The sequence below is a fragment of the Ralstonia sp. RRA genome (assembly GCF_037023145.1).
GTDB lineage: Bacteria > Pseudomonadota > Gammaproteobacteria > Burkholderiales > Burkholderiaceae > Ralstonia.
The window spans coordinates 1,696,636-1,709,950 of record NZ_CP146091.1; the positions used below are offsets into that span (position 1 = coordinate 1,696,636).

At 65.1% G+C, this 13,315-nt stretch carries 15 protein-coding genes; 12 read left to right on the forward strand and 3 right to left on the reverse strand.

The window, feature by feature from the left end:
• Positions 1-91: 91 nt before the first annotated feature.
• The 6 genes from mltG (at position 92) to V6657_RS08420 (ending at position 4,940) form a co-directional block, all read left to right on the forward strand.
• Entirely contained in the window at positions 92-1,090 is a 999-nt protein-coding gene (mltG, locus tag V6657_RS08395) for an endolytic transglycosylase MltG (protein ID WP_048932406.1), read from the forward strand.
• Entirely contained in the window at positions 1,087-1,704 is a 618-nt protein-coding gene (gene tmk, locus V6657_RS08400) for a dTMP kinase (protein WP_048932405.1), read from the forward strand. Before mltG ends, tmk begins: the two co-directional genes overlap by 4 nt.
• Positions 1,705-1,785: 81 nt before the next feature.
• Positions 1,786-2,796 (forward strand): DNA polymerase III subunit delta', encoded by a 1,011-nt coding sequence (locus V6657_RS08405; protein WP_048932404.1) that lies wholly within the window; start codon positions 1,786-1,788, stop codon positions 2,794-2,796.
• A gap of 21 nt (positions 2,797-2,817) precedes the next feature.
• Positions 2,818-3,237 (forward strand): PilZ domain-containing protein, encoded by a 420-nt coding sequence (locus V6657_RS08410; RefSeq protein ID WP_048932403.1) that lies wholly within the window; start codon positions 2,818-2,820, stop codon positions 3,235-3,237.
• A 52-nt stretch (positions 3,238-3,289) separates the two neighbouring features.
• A complete protein-coding gene (locus tag V6657_RS08415; RefSeq protein WP_048932402.1) occupies positions 3,290-4,093 on the forward strand; it encodes a TatD family hydrolase in 804 nt (267 codons plus the stop codon).
• Positions 4,077-4,940 (forward strand): ankyrin repeat domain-containing protein, encoded by an 864-nt coding sequence (locus V6657_RS08420; protein ID WP_048932850.1) that lies wholly within the window; start codon positions 4,077-4,079, stop codon positions 4,938-4,940. The genes V6657_RS08415 and V6657_RS08420 overlap by 17 nt, the downstream gene beginning before the upstream one ends.
• 34 nt (positions 4,941-4,974) lie before the next feature.
• Here the strand turns inward: V6657_RS08420 and egtB are convergent, their stop codons facing one another.
• A complete protein-coding gene (egtB, locus tag V6657_RS08425; RefSeq protein WP_048932401.1) occupies positions 4,975-6,282 on the reverse strand; it encodes an ergothioneine biosynthesis protein EgtB in 1,308 nt (435 codons plus the stop codon).
• A gap of 271 nt (positions 6,283-6,553) precedes the next feature.
• Between egtB and V6657_RS08430 the strand changes: the two genes are divergently transcribed.
• Genes V6657_RS08430 through V6657_RS08455 form a run of 6 tightly spaced genes read left to right on the forward strand, consistent with a single transcriptional unit; the run spans position 6,554 to position 12,233 of the window.
• Positions 6,554-7,630, forward strand: a complete 1,077-nt coding sequence (locus tag V6657_RS08430) for a LacI family DNA-binding transcriptional regulator (RefSeq protein WP_048932400.1) — start codon at positions 6,554-6,556, stop codon at positions 7,628-7,630.
• Complete coding sequence (locus V6657_RS08435; protein WP_048932399.1) at positions 7,627-8,670, forward strand: ABC transporter substrate-binding protein; 1,044 nt, start codon at positions 7,627-7,629, stop codon at positions 8,668-8,670. Before V6657_RS08430 ends, V6657_RS08435 begins: the two co-directional genes overlap by 4 nt.
• 2 nt (positions 8,671-8,672) lie before the next feature.
• The gene (locus V6657_RS08440) at positions 8,673-9,524 is read left to right on the forward strand and encodes an ABC transporter permease (RefSeq protein ID WP_048932398.1); all 852 of its coding nucleotides are present in this window, start codon (positions 8,673-8,675) and stop codon (positions 9,522-9,524) included.
• Positions 9,521-10,327, forward strand: a complete 807-nt coding sequence (locus tag V6657_RS08445) for an ABC transporter permease (protein WP_048932397.1) — start codon at positions 9,521-9,523, stop codon at positions 10,325-10,327. Before V6657_RS08440 ends, V6657_RS08445 begins: the two co-directional genes overlap by 4 nt.
• Positions 10,324-11,385 carry an ABC transporter ATP-binding protein gene (locus V6657_RS08450; RefSeq protein ID WP_048932396.1) on the forward strand — a complete coding sequence of 354 codons (1,062 nt, stop codon included), beginning with the start codon at positions 10,324-10,326 and terminating at the stop codon, positions 11,383-11,385. Before V6657_RS08445 ends, V6657_RS08450 begins: the two co-directional genes overlap by 4 nt.
• Positions 11,385-12,233 (forward strand): phosphodiesterase, encoded by an 849-nt coding sequence (locus tag V6657_RS08455; protein ID WP_048932395.1) that lies wholly within the window; start codon positions 11,385-11,387, stop codon positions 12,231-12,233. The genes V6657_RS08450 and V6657_RS08455 overlap by 1 nt, the downstream gene beginning before the upstream one ends.
• On the opposite strand, the gene V6657_RS08460 is transcribed toward V6657_RS08455, so the two are convergent.
• Together V6657_RS08460 and V6657_RS08465 are read right to left on the reverse strand one after the other, a co-directional pair.
• Complete coding sequence (locus V6657_RS08460; RefSeq protein ID WP_048932394.1) at positions 12,230-12,457, reverse strand: hypothetical protein; 228 nt, start codon at positions 12,455-12,457, stop codon at positions 12,230-12,232. The two genes, V6657_RS08455 and V6657_RS08460, sit on opposite strands and share 4 nt — an antisense overlap.
• A 113-nt stretch (positions 12,458-12,570) precedes the next feature.
• On the reverse strand, positions 12,571-13,260 hold the full coding sequence (locus tag V6657_RS08465; protein ID WP_048932393.1) for an NAD(P)H-dependent oxidoreductase: 690 nt from the start codon (positions 13,258-13,260) through the stop codon (positions 12,571-12,573).
• Between the last annotated feature and the right edge of the window lie 55 nt (positions 13,261-13,315).

Below are 13,315 nucleotides of genomic sequence, written 5' to 3' on the forward strand. Positions count from 1 at the left end.
TGTCTGACGGGCAGTTTGTGCCCTCGCAACCCATTTCAAGAGTGCGGACAAGGCCATGGTCGGGCGGTTCCGCGCATAGATTCGCAACGCAATGTTCTCTTTTCTCAAACGCCTGGTTGTTCTCGCGATCCTGATCGCGCTTGCTGCGGCAGGCGGCGTGGTGTGGTGGGCCCAGCAGCCGGTAAGCCTTCCGGCCCCGTCGCTGGAAGTCGTGATCAAGCCGAACTCGAGCGTCATCTCGGTCGGCAAGCAGCTCGCCAGTGCGGGCGTGGGCGTGCAACCGCAGCTGTTCTCGCTGGTGGCGCGCGCCACCGGCAACGCCAAGAGCCTGAAGGCTGGCGGCTACGAGCTGGAAGCCGGCGCCACGCCGCTGTCCATCCTCGACAAAATGGCGCGAGGCGAGGTCACGCACTACGTCGTCACCGTCATTGAGGGCTGGTCGATGCGCCAGATGCGCGCGGCGGTGGATGCGGAGCCTGCGCTCAAGCACGATACGGTTGGCCTGTCCGATGCCGATCTGATGCGCAAAATTGGCGCGCCCGAAGCCAATCCGGAAGGCCTGTTCTTCCCCGATACTTACCTGTTTGCGCGCGGCAGTAGCGACGTGGAGCTCTACCGCCACGCCTACCAGGCCATGCAGAAGCGCCTGGCCGACGCCTGGGCCAAGCGGCCGCTCGACCTGCCGTACAAGACCCCGTACGAAGCCCTGACCATGGCCTCCATCATCGAGAAGGAGACCGGCCAGAAGATCGACCGGCCGATGATTGCGGCGGTGTTCGTCAACCGCCTGCGCAAGAACATGCTGCTGCAGACCGACCCGACCGTCATCTACGGCATCGGTGCTGGCTTTGACGGCAATTTGCGCAAGCGCGACCTGCAGGCCGACACGCCGTACAACACCTACACGCGCGCCGGCCTGCCGCCTACGCCGATCTCGCTGCCGGGCATGGCCTCGCTGCAGGCGGCGCTGAATCCGGCAACATCCGACGCGCTGTACTTTGTGGCGCGCGGCGACGGCAGCAGCCAGTTTTCGACCAACCTGACGGACCACAACCGGGCCGTCAATAAATACGTGCGCGGCCAACCATGACTGGCAAGTTCATCACATTCGAAGGTATCGACGGGGCGGGCAAGAGCACGCACCTGGCGTGGTTCGCCCAGCAATTGCAGGCCAAGCTCGCGCCGCAGGGCAAAAAGGTGGTTGTCACCCGTGAGCCGGGTGGCACCCCCCTGGGCGAACGTCTGCGCGAGGTGCTGCTGCACGAGCGCATGCACCTGGAAACCGAAGCGCTGCTGATGTTCGCCAGCCGCCGCGAGCACATCGCCGAGGTGATTCAGCCTGCGCTCGACGCCGGTGACTGGGTCATCTCCGACCGCTTCACCGACGCCACCTTCGCCTACCAGGGCGGGGGCAGGGGCTTGGCCATCGACCGGCTCGAAGCACTGGAGCAGTGGGTGCAGCAGGGCCTGCAGCCAACCAAGACCATCCTCTTCGACCTGGCCCCTGAAATTGCCGCCGCACGCCTGGCCGACGCCCGCACGCCCGACAAGTTCGAAGCGGAGTCCGCCCAGTTCTTCCTGCGCACGCGCGCCGAATACCTGCGCCGAGCCGCCACCGAGCCGCAGCGTTTTGTCGTGCTGGATGCCAACCGCGAGCGCGGTGAACTCCAGAAAGACTTAGAGAAGTTGCTTGCAACGCTTTGATTTGGCACGCAATTTCCAATACCGAAATAATGGTTTCACGGCGAGTTTTCGCATCAACAATCTAGCGTAACCCATTGATTCATGATGCTTTATCCTTGGCAATCCGCTGACTGGGCGCGCCTGCAGGCCATGCGAGCCAAGCTGCCGCACGCCATCCTGCTGAACGGCCAGGCCGGCACCGGCAAGCGCGATTTCGCCATGCACTTTGCGCAGGGTCTGCTGTGCGACACGCCCGCGGCCGACGGTCAGCCATGCGGTACCTGCGCGGCCTGCAACTGGTTCGCACAGGGCAACCATCCGGACTTCCACCTCGTGCGCCCCGAGGCGATGGAAGACGCGCCCGAAACGGAGAAGGACGCCGAGGGCAAGAAGAAGGCGCCCAGCAAGATCATCCGCATGGAGCAGGTGCGCAACCTGATCGAAGGCATTGGCGTGGGCACGCACCGGGCGGGGCTGCGCGTGGTAGTGCTGTATCCGCTAGACGCCCTGCAGACCGAGGGGGCGAATGCCCTACTCAAGACGCTGGAAGAGCCGCCGCAGGACACCGTCTTCCTGCTGGTAACGGACCGTATCGACCGTATCCTGCCGACCATCCTGTCGCGCTGCCGGCAGTTTCCGCTGCAGCCGCCACACCCCGAGGCCGCACGCCAGTGGCTGGAGCAGCAGGGCGTGCCACATGCGCAGAACCTGCTGGCTGAATACGGCAATGCGCCGCTGGCCGCGCTGTCTGCCGCCGAGTCCGAAGACCGGCCGCTGTTGCAGTTCTTGCTAGAACAGTTGGGCCAAGGCTCGAAACTCGATGCACTGGCCACCGCTGATCATTTACAGAAATTGTCCGTTCCGGCCGTTCTCAGTACCATGCACCGATGGGTCTTTGATCTGATGGCGGCGAGGCTAGCGGGGCGCCCGCGGTATTTCCCGGGACAACGCGACGCATTGCAGCGCTGCGCAAGCGCCATCCCGCTGGACCGCCTGGAACGTTTCGCGCGTGCCTTGCCGGAGCGACGCCGCACCGAGCAGCACCCGCTGGCCGCGCGGCTCGTCATCGAAAGCCTTTTGCTGGATTACCGGCAGCTCTTCCCGGCTGCCTGACACTGAACTCCTGGAACCTCTGTGAGCACTGCACCTCTTCGCACGCCTGGTACACCGGTCACCCCTGGCGCCCCTGCCGCTCCTGGCATGGCTGCCGGCGCCCCGACGCGCCCGGGCATCGTCTCCCTGGCCATCAAGGATGAAGCCGGCCTGCACGCCGCCTACATGCCGTTCCTGAAGAACGGCGGCATCTTTGTGCCGACCCAGCGCCCTTACCGTATCGGGGAAGACGTCTTCCTCGTGTTGTCGCTGCTGGACCGTCCGCAAAAGTACCAGGTGGCCGGCAAGGTGGCCTGGATCACGCCCGTCGGCACGCCCAACAAGACGCCGGGGATTGGCGTGCACCTGGGTGAAGACGAGCCGTGCCGCACGCTGCGCCGCGTCGTTGAAGAGCTGCTGGGCAAGCAGATCAACTCGCAACGCCCCACGCAAACGCTGTGACGTTCTTCTGAGACGGCGCACAAAGTTTGCGCCGTAACTTACTGATTTTCTGATGTTTGTCGATTCCCACTGCCATATCAATTTCCCGGATCTCCGGGCGCGCCTGCCGGAGCTGCTGACCCGCATGCGCGAAAACCGCGTCACGCATGCGCTGTGCATCTCCGTCACGCTGGAAGACTTCCCCAGCGTGCTGGAGATCGCCGAGCAGGAGCCGAACGTGTACGCCACCGTGGGTGTGCACCCGGATGCCGAAGCGGACATCGAAGAAGGCACGCGCATTGAAGAGCCGACGCTGGAGCGCCTGCTGGCGCTGGCCGATCACCCGCGCGTGGTCGGCATCGGCGAGACCGGGCTCGACTACTACCGCCTGGGCGACCGCACCGTGGCCGACATGGAGTGGCAGCGCGAGCGGTTTCGCACGCATATCCGCGCCTCCAAGCAGACCGGCAAGCCGCTGGTGATCCACACGCGCTCGTCGGCGGACGACACGCTGGCCATCATGCGCGAAGAAGACGCCCAGACCGCGCGCGGTGTCATGCATTGCTTTACCGAAAGCTGGGATGTGGCCAGGGCCGCGCTGGACCTGGGGTTCTACATCTCGTTCTCGGGCATCGTCACGTTCAAGAGCGCGGTGGACCTGCAGGAAACCGCCAAGAAGGTGCCACTGGACCGCATGTTGATCGAGACCGATTCGCCTTACCTGGCGCCGGTACCGTTTCGCGGCAAGACCAACGAGCCGGCCTATGTGCGGCATGTGGGTGAATTCATCGCGACGCTCCGCGGGGAACCGCTGGACCGTATTGCCGGTGTCACGACTGAGAATTTTTTCAATCTATTCAATAAAATACCGCGATAAGTTGCGGTATCACTTGAAGCAAACCATGCGAAAAATCACACTGGCCGCCAGCTTGGCGATGGCGCTGTCGAGCGCCGCATTCGCCACGCCGCAGGACGACCTGCGCGCTGCGGTGGAATACAACCGGCCGGTGCTGGTGCAGAAGTACGTTGCGCAGGGCGTGGACCCGAACCTGAACACGCGCGAAGGCAATCCGCTGCTGGTGGATGCGCTTAAGGACAAGAACCTCGACGTGGCCGAGGCGCTGATCCGCGCCAAGAACATCGATTTCGAGCGCACCAACGCTGCTGGCGAGAACGCGCTGATGATGGCCGCCTACCAGGGCCTGCTGTCCATGGTGAAGCTGATGGTGGAAACGTACGAGGTGGAGGTCAACAAGACCGGCTGGACCGCGCTGCACTACGCCGCCACCAATGGGCACGATAACGTCGTCAAATACTTGCTCGACCACGCCGCCTACATCGACGCGGAAAGCCCCAACGCCACGACGCCGCTGATGATGGCGGCCATGAACGGCCACATCACCACGGTCAAGCTGCTGCTGGACGAGGGCGCGGACATGAACCTGCGCAACCAGCAGAAGATGGACGTGATCGACTTTGCCAAGCGGTATCACCAGGACGAGATTGCGACGGGGCTGGAGTCACGCCGGCGCAAGCTGGCGGAGCAGGCGGGCAAGCCCGCTCCAGTACAAGCGCCGGCGGCGGCAACTGCCCAGCCTGCCAAGAAGCCCCAGGTGCCCGATGCGCCAACGTCGATGCCGGCCGCCAAACCGGCTGAAGCAGCACCGCGTAGCCAAGACGCGATCGGCACCCCAACCAACATGCTGTTCGATAGCAACCGCTAGGCACCGACTGCATTGCGGCCGGGCGCGATGCGCATCACGCCCGTCGCGCCAACCGCACCCCGGTGAATTGCCAGCGCTGGTGCGGATAGAAGAAGTTGCGGTACGTCGCCCGCAGGTGCCCCTCGGGCGACACGCATGACCCGCCGCGCAGCACCATCTGGCTGCACATGAACTTGCCGTTGTACTCACCCACGGCGCCCTCGGCCGGCTGAAAGCCCGGGTAGGGGCCATAGGGGCTGGCGGTCCATTCCCATACATCTCCGAAGAGTTGCCGCAGTCCGCCGGCCTGGGCGATGCCATGGTCGGGCAATGGCATGAACGCGCCACGATCGGCGAAGTTGCCTTGCACCGGCATGCCCTCGGCGGCGTGCTCCCATTCGGCCTCGGTGGGCAGGCGGGCGCCGGCCCAGCGGGCATAGGCATCGGCCTCGTAGAAGCTGACGTGCGTGACGGGCGCGTCCAGGTCAACGGGCTGCAGACCATGCAGCGACATCTGCTGCCAACCCGCCGCGCCATCTACGTCAGAGCGCCAATAGAGCGGGGCGTCGACTCCTTCGCGCTGCACCCAGGCCCAGCCATCGGATAGCCACAGCGTGGGCTGGCGATAGCCGCCGTCCTCCATGAAAGCGATCCACTCTCGGTTGGTGATGGGGTGTGTCGCCAGTGCGTAGGGTTCCAGCCAGACGGTGTGGCGCGGGCCCTCGCAGTCGAACATGAAGTCGGCGCCGGAATCGGTCTTGCCGATCTGCGCGGCGCCGCCTTGGAATGCGACCCAGCCTGGCTGTGCTCCAGTCGCCCGTACTGGCGCGGGGCGAATCTGCGCGTAGGCCGGACACAGTGGGTTCTGCGCAAACAGGTGCAGCAGGTCGGTCAACAGCAACTCCTGGTGCTGCTGCTCGTGATGCAACCCGAGCGTGATCAGCCGGGCAAGCTCCGCCGATACGCCTTCGGCCAGCAACTGCTGCATGGCCGCATCCACATGCGCACGATAGGTGCGCACCGCATCGAGTGTCGGGCGCGTGAGCATGCCCCGGCGTGGGCGTGGGTGCCGTGCGCCGACGGTCTCGTAATACGAGTTGAACAGGTAGCGGTAGCGCGCATCCGGCGAGCGGTAACCCGGCACGTTGGGGCCGAGGATGAACTCCTCGAAGAACCACGTGGTATGGGCCAGGTGCCATTTGGCGGGGCTGGCATCGTCCATCGACTGAACGGTGGCATCGGCGTCCGACAGCGGCGCAGCCAGGGCCAGGGACTGTGTCCGCACGGCGCTGTAGTGCTGCAAAAGGTCGGGCAGGGCAGACGGGGTATTGGCGGGCACATCGAAGGCGGGCGATACACGCATGACGTCTTCAGTCTCCAGGCTGGCGGCAAGAGCAGGCGGTCAGAACGACAGAGCAGCAAGCGGGCCATGCTTGCAGGGCGCATGCTGGCGCGCCGCGTTCACCCGCGCATGTCTCGGCTCGTAAGAAGCATATGCGAGCTTTGTAACTTTGCTATGCGCAACAGTGGTCATGCTGCATTGCACTGGTGGCTGCAGTGCAGCATCGCCTGTCATGAAACAGTCACTCCGGTCGCCTACGATGTAAACGTTTACAAATTCAAACGAGGGCGCCGTGGCAAGCAGCATCAAGGACGTGGCAACACGGGCGGGCATCTCCATCGCCACCGTGTCGCGTGCCGTCAATACGCCGGAGCGTGTGAGCGCCGAGACGCTCGCCCGCGTGCAGGCCGCCATGGATGCGCTGCAGTACCGCCCCAACGCATTGGGCCGCCAGCTGCGCGCGATGCATACGGGGCTGCTGGGCGTGGTGTTGCCCTCGCTGGCCAACCCGGTGTTTGCCGAGTGCATGCAGGGCATTGAAGACGCGGCGTCCATCACGGGCCAGCGTGTCATGCTGATGACCACCGCTTACGACCTTGAGCGCGAAGCCCGTGCCATCGAGACCCTGCTGGAGCAGCGCGTCGACGGCCTGGTCCTGACGGTGGCCGATGCCGCCGCCAACCCCCATCTCGATCGCCTGGACGCCGAGCACGTGCCGTACGTGCTGGTCTACAACGACACCGTCGGCCAGCCGCGCATTCCCGCACGCTGCTGCGTCACCGTCGACAACCGGGCCGCTGCGCGCGATGCCATCCGCGCGTTGCTGGCGCAGGGCCACAAGCAGATCCGCATGCTGACCGGCACGCTGTCGGCATCGGACCGTGCCGCGCTACGCCACGACGGCTACCGCGAGGCATTGGAAGCCGCTGGCATTGCCCCGCAACCGCCGGTGGAAATCGACTTCAACGCCGATGCCATGCTGCCCACCGAACTGGCCCGTCTGCTGGCGCCACCGCGCCCGACCGCCATTTTCTGCAGCAACGACCGCCTGGCATTGCTCACGATCCGCTCGCTGCGCGAGATGGGCCTGCGCGTGCCGGAAGACGTCAGCGTGATCGGCTTTGACGGCCTGGCGATGGGGCAGTGGCTCATGCCCACGCTTGCCACGGTGGCGCAACCGCATCGCCAGATTGGCGCGGATGCCGCCCAGGCGCTGGCCCGCCGCATCGCGGGCGAGGTCGTACCCTCGATCACGCTGCCGCATCGCCTGCTGCATGGCGGCACGCTGGCCAAAGCGCCGGCCGTGCCCGCATCGCTTTCCGTTGTGCCTTCTTCCCTCACGTCTGATACGCAAGGAGCGTCTCGATGAAACGTCTCGTTCAATGGCTGCGCGCGTGCGGCCTTGCTGGTGCCACCATCGCTGCTGGCGCCTTCGCCCTCGCAGCGCCGGTGCAGGCTCAGCCGGCCGGCCAGCAGGTCGCCATCTGCTACAACTGCCCGCCGGAATGGGCCGACTGGGCCAGCCAGATCAAGGCCATCAAGGACAAGACCGGCATCACCGTGCCGTTCGACAACAAGAACTCCGGCCAGGCCATCGCGCAAATGCTGGCGGAGAAGTCGCACCCGGTGGCGGACGTGGCCTATCTGGGTATCACGTCCGCATATCAGGCCAAAGAGAAGGGTCTGGTCGCCAACTACAAGCCCAAGCACTGGGAAGACATTCCGGCCGGCATGAAGGACCCGGACGGCGCGTTTTTCTCGATCCACTCCGGCACGCTGGGCTTCTTCGTCAACAAGGACGCGCTGGAGGGCAAGCCCGTGCCGCGCTCATGGAAGGATCTGCTCAAGCCTGAGTACAAGGGCATGGTCGGCTACCTGGACCCGAGCAGCGCATTCGTTGGCTATGTGGGCGCCGTGGCAGTCAACCAGGCACTGGGCGGCACGCTGGACAACTTCACCCCCGGCATCGAGTGGTTCAAGCAACTGAAGAAGAACGCGCCGATCGTGCCGAAGCAAACGGCCTACGCCCGTGTCGTGGCCGGTGAGATCCCCATCCTGCTCGACTACGACTTCAACGCCTACCGCGCCAAGTACAAGGATCACGCCAATGTGGAGTTCGTGATTCCGCAGGAGGGCTCGATTGCCGTGCCGTACGTGATGAGCCTGACCGCCGGCGCGCCGCATGCCGACAACGCCAAGAAGGTGCTGGATTTCGTGCTGTCGGATGAAGGCCAGGCACTGTGGGCCAACGCCTACCTGCGTCCGGTGCGTGCCAACGCCATGAGCAAGGAAGCCGCATCGCGCTTCCTGCCGGCCAGCGAATACGCCCGCGTGAAAACGGTCGACTTCAACAAGATGGCTGCCGGCCAGCAGGCATTCGGCACACGCTATCTGGACGAGGTCCGCTGAGCATGAGCACCGTCACCCGAACCACCTTGCCCAAGGACGCGGTACTGCCCGCACGGTGGCGGGTGGCGTTGCTGGCGCCAGCCGTCGCGCTGTTCTGTGCGTTCTGGCTGCTGCCGATGGCTGCGCTGCTGCGTGTGAGCGGCAGCGAAGGCCTGATCGCCACTTACACGGCAGCGCTCACCACGCCGCGCTATCTGAGTAGTCTTGTTTCCACGGTGCTGCTGTCGGCGGCCGTGACACTGGCAACGCTTGTGCTCTCGACCATCGCGGGGCTGTTCCTGGTGCGCCATAACGTACCGGGCAAACGGCTCATCACGGCCATGCTGACGTTTCCGCTGGCGTTTCCGGGCGTGGTGGTTGGCTTCATGGTGATCCTGCTGGCCGGGCGCCAGGGCCTGCTGGGTGACCTGACACGCCAGTTGACCGGTGAGAAATGGGTCTTCGCCTATTCCATCGGTGGTCTGTTTCTCGGCTACCTGTATTTCTCGATCCCGCGCGTGGTGCTGACGGTGATGGCGGCAGCGGAAAAGCTCGACCGCTCGCTGGAAGAGGCGGCCCGCTCGCTCGGGGCGTCGTCGTGGCAGGTGACGCGCGATGTGCTGGTGCCGGGGCTGGCGCCCGCGCTCATCGCCTCCGGGGCGATCTGCTTTGCCACGTCGATGGGCGCGTTCGGCACGGCTTTCACGCTCGCCACCGAAATCGACGTGTTGCCGATGACGATCTATACCGAGTTCACGCTCAACGCAGGCATTGCGATGGCGGCGGCGCTGTCAGTGGTGCTGGGTGTAGTGACCTGGCTGGTGCTGGCAATTGCGCGCACGGCCAGTGGTGGGCAGACGGGAGCGGCAGCATGAAACGCCTGCTTTCCCTCTCGCAGTGGCTCATCACGCTGCTGCTTTGCCTGTTCCTGATCGTGCCGGTTGTGCTGTCGATGGCCGTGGGCCTGACACGCAACTACATCCGCGGTTTCAAGAGCGGTTGGACGCTCGATTGGGTCGCCCAGGTGTGGGACATGTACCAGGCCTCGATCTGGATGTCGCTGCTCGTGGCGCTGTGCACGCTGGTGATCGTGCTGGCCGCAGGCGTGCCGGCCGGCTATGTGCTGGCGCGCCGCCAGAGCCGCACAAGCCGCCTGATCGAAGAATTCCTGACGCTGCCCGTGGCACTACCGGGCTTGGCGACGGCGCTGGGGTTGATCGTCGCGTATGGCGGATTCGGCAGTTTTCGCGAAAGCCTCTGGTTCATCGTCGTCGGGCACGTGGTGTTCACGCTGCCATTCATGGTGCGCTCGGTGGCGGCCGTGGCGTCGGGACAGAACCTGAAGACGCTGGAGGAGGGCGCCGCCAGCCTGGGCGCAACGTTTGCTCAGCGCTTTCGCACCATCGTGCTGCCCAACGTACAGCCCGGCATCTTGGCCGGCGCGCTGACGGTGGTGACGCTGTCGGTGGGTGAATTCAACCTGACCTGGATGCTGCACACCCCGCAAACCAAGACCCTGCCGGTCGGCCTGGCCGACACCTATGCGTCGATGCGCCTGGAGATTGCCAGCGCCTACACGCTGATCTTCTTCGTCATGATCGTGCCGCTGCTGGTGCTGATGCAGCGCTTTGGCGGGCTGCGCACGAGCGACACCCGCAACGGAAAGACTTCCCGATGAGCAACGATTCTCTCAATCTCGCGCCCGTGCCGATCCAGTTGCGCGGCTGCGGCAAGCACTTCGGCGGCCAGCGTGTGCTGGACCCGCTCGACCTCGATATCGGCGCAGGCGAGACCGTCGTGCTGCTCGGCCCCTCGGGCTGCGGCAAGACCACCACGCTGCGCATCGTCGCCGGGCTGGAGGCGCCAGATGCGGGCGGCACCGTGCGCTTTGGCGACGAGGATGTCACCGCACGCCCGATTGAGCGTCGCCGTGTCGGCATGGTGTTCCAGAACTACGCACTGTTTCCCAACCTGAGCGTGCGCGGCAACGTGGAATACGGCCTGCGCATCCAGCGTCGCCAGAATGGCCTGTCCGACACGCAGATCAGCGCCCGTGCAGACACGCTACTGGAGATGATGCATCTCACGCCGTATGCCGATCGCGCTGTCGATCAGCTCTCCGGCGGCCAGCGCCAGCGTGTGGCCCTGGCGCGTGCCCTGGCGCCCGAACCGCGCGTGCTGCTGCTCGACGAACCACTCACGGCGCTCGACGCCAAGCTGCGCGAATCCGTGCGCGCCGAAATGGACCGCCTGCTGCGCAGCCTCGGCATCACCACTATCTATGTCACACACGACCAGGAAGAGGCGATGGCACTGGCCGATCGCATCGTCGTGATGGAAGCCGGGCGCATCGCGCAGATCGGCACGCCGCGTGAGATCTACTTCCAACCGGCCAACCGGCATGTGGCGGATTTCATCGGCATCATGAACCGGCTAGACGGCCTGCGGCGGGATGGTGCGTTCGTCTGTGCGGGTGGTCGTGTGCCCGTGCTGGCGGGCGAGGGCGATACCGTGTTCTTCCGCCCGGAAGATGCCGTGCTGGCCGATCCGGCGCATGCCGCGCTCAAGGGCACGGTGGAATCGGCGGTGTTTCTCGGGTTCCGCACCCGAGTGCGCGTGGCGGGGGTGTCGGCCACGCCGTTGTTCATTGACGTGCCCGGCCGCCAGCACTTTGCGCCGGGCCATGCGGTCGGCTTTGATGTTCCGGCAGACCGACTCCTCACCTTGCAAGCGTGATGCACTTCCTGCAACTGACCGATCTTCATATCAAGCGCCCGGGGCGACTAGCGTATCGGCGCGTCGATTCCGCCGCCTATCTGGCACGCACCGTGGCGCACGTCCTCGCGCAGCCGGAGCGCCCCGAGGCCATTGTGCTGACCGGCGATCTGGTGGATGCCGGCTCCCCCGAGGAATACGCGCACCTGCGCGCCGTGCTGGCCCCGCTGGATGCAGCAGGCATCCGCATGCTGCCGGTACTCGGCAACCATGACGCGCGAGACGCCGCGCGCGAGGCTTTTGCCGACTGGCTCGCGCCCATTCCGGCTGCGGCACAAGACCCGCATGCCTTCCAGTATTGGACCGACATTGGCGACGTGCGCCTGATCGTGCTCGATACATTGGACGCCGGTCACCCGGGCGGCCGCCTGGGCATGCAGCGGCTCGGCTGGCTGGCCGATGCGCTGGCGCAGGAAACGCAGCGCCCGACCGTCATCGCCATGCACCATCCGCCGTTTGCCACGGGCATCCATCACATGGATGTGCAGTCGCTGGCTGAAGACGACATCCCGCCGTTTGCGCAGATCGTGCGCGCGGCCGGCAATGTCGAGCGCATCATCTGCGGCCATCTGCATCGCTCCATCGACATACGCTTTGCGGGCACGGTGGCATCGACCTGCCCATCGCCCGCGCACCAGGTGGCGTTGGATCTGGACCCGGCAGGCAAGCCCGGCTTTGTAATGGAGCCGCCCGCCTACAAGGTGCATGCATGGGTGACGGGCCAGGGGCTGGTGAGCCATCTCGCCTACGTGGGCGAATTCGATGGCCCGCACCCGTTCTTCGAGCCGGACGGGCGGTTGATTGACTAAGCCGCTTCAGCGACCGGCATCCCTTGCAGGATGGCGCGAAGCTCACCTTCAAGCACTTGCTTCTCGCGCTTGAGCATCGCGAGCACGGGCTGGGCCGGCGTGGCCTTGGCGGATTCCATGTTGCGGACATGCTGCTCCAGCGCGGTGTGGCGACGGAGCAGCCTTGAGAAGCGTGGGTCTTGCGTCTTGAGCTTTGCGATACGTTCGTGGCAATCGGAGAACATCCTGGCTCCCTGAGCGGAAATGGAAAGCCATTGTCCTGTCACGCTTTTTCGCCAGTCTTGAGTTGTGTTACGCCGTGCGTAGAAAACTGCTACACGATCGCTCCCATGCCTGACTAGATCACCTCCGGAATGACGCCGACCGCCATACGCGCAACCAGCGCATCGACGCCGGCTTCTGCTGCCGCAATGGATGCGTGCAGGCGATCATCCGCAAACTCGTCGTACTCAATCGCAACCGACGCCACATCGGTGATGCCGATGTAGCCGAACGCCGTGGCCACACCGCCTTCCACGTGGTTCATATGGGCGATGCGCTGGCCGGGGCTATAGCCGAAGTCACCGCGTGAACTGAGGATGACGAGGCGCTTGTTCATGCCGGCAAGCAGCGGCCAGTAGGGCGCACCAGCGCGGCTGCGGTCGAAGCCGAAGGTGCGGCCTACGCGCACGATATTGTCGATGTAGGCCTTGAACTGCGCCGGCATGCCGAAGTTGTACATGGGCACGCCGGCCACGATCACATCCGCAGCGAGCAACTCGTCGATCAGTGCGTCGCTTTGCGCAAGCCGGTCGTGCATCCACGGTTCGCGTTGTGCGGGGGGCGTGAACGCGGCGTGCACCCAGTGGCCATCCACGGGCGGCGGCGGTTGTGCGCCGACGTCTTGGTAGACGATGTGCGCATCGGGCTCACGTTCGCGCCAGCGCGCCACGAAGCGTGCCGAGAGCCGGCGGGTATGCGAACCGTGGCGCACCGTGTCGGAACTGCCCGGCCGGGCGCTGGAATCAAGGTGCAGAAGACGGGTCATGTCGAATCCGTTGTGAGTGGAGGTGTGCCCACTCTATGAACCGCGCTGCACTGCG

Excerpts from the sequence above, each read along its gene's own strand:
- V6657_RS08460 (WP_048932394.1), bottom strand. The coding sequence starts at position 12,457 with ATGTTCTCCGATTGCCACGAACGTATCGCAAAGCTCAAGACGCAAGAC.
- V6657_RS08450 (WP_048932396.1), top strand. The coding sequence starts at position 10,324 with ATGAGCAACGATTCTCTCAATCTCGCGCCCGTGCCGATCCAGTTGCGC.
- V6657_RS08415 (WP_048932402.1), top strand. The coding sequence starts at position 3,290 with ATGTTTGTCGATTCCCACTGCCATATCAATTTCCCGGATCTCCGGGCG.
- tmk (WP_048932405.1), top strand. The coding sequence starts at position 1,087 with ATGACTGGCAAGTTCATCACATTCGAAGGTATCGACGGGGCGGGCAAG.
- V6657_RS08440 (WP_048932398.1), top strand. The coding sequence starts at position 8,673 with ATGAGCACCGTCACCCGAACCACCTTGCCCAAGGACGCGGTACTGCCC.
- V6657_RS08455 (WP_048932395.1), top strand. The coding sequence starts at position 11,385 with ATGCACTTCCTGCAACTGACCGATCTTCATATCAAGCGCCCGGGGCGA.
- V6657_RS08435 (WP_048932399.1), top strand. The coding sequence starts at position 7,627 with ATGAAACGTCTCGTTCAATGGCTGCGCGCGTGCGGCCTTGCTGGTGCC.
- mltG (WP_048932406.1), top strand. The coding sequence starts at position 92 with ATGTTCTCTTTTCTCAAACGCCTGGTTGTTCTCGCGATCCTGATCGCG.
- V6657_RS08405 (WP_048932404.1), top strand. The coding sequence starts at position 1,786 with ATGATGCTTTATCCTTGGCAATCCGCTGACTGGGCGCGCCTGCAGGCC.
- V6657_RS08445 (WP_048932397.1), top strand. The coding sequence starts at position 9,521 with ATGAAACGCCTGCTTTCCCTCTCGCAGTGGCTCATCACGCTGCTGCTT.
- V6657_RS08465 (WP_048932393.1), bottom strand. The coding sequence starts at position 13,260 with ATGACCCGTCTTCTGCACCTTGATTCCAGCGCCCGGCCGGGCAGTTCC.
- egtB (WP_048932401.1), bottom strand. The coding sequence starts at position 6,282 with ATGCGTGTATCGCCCGCCTTCGATGTGCCCGCCAATACCCCGTCTGCC.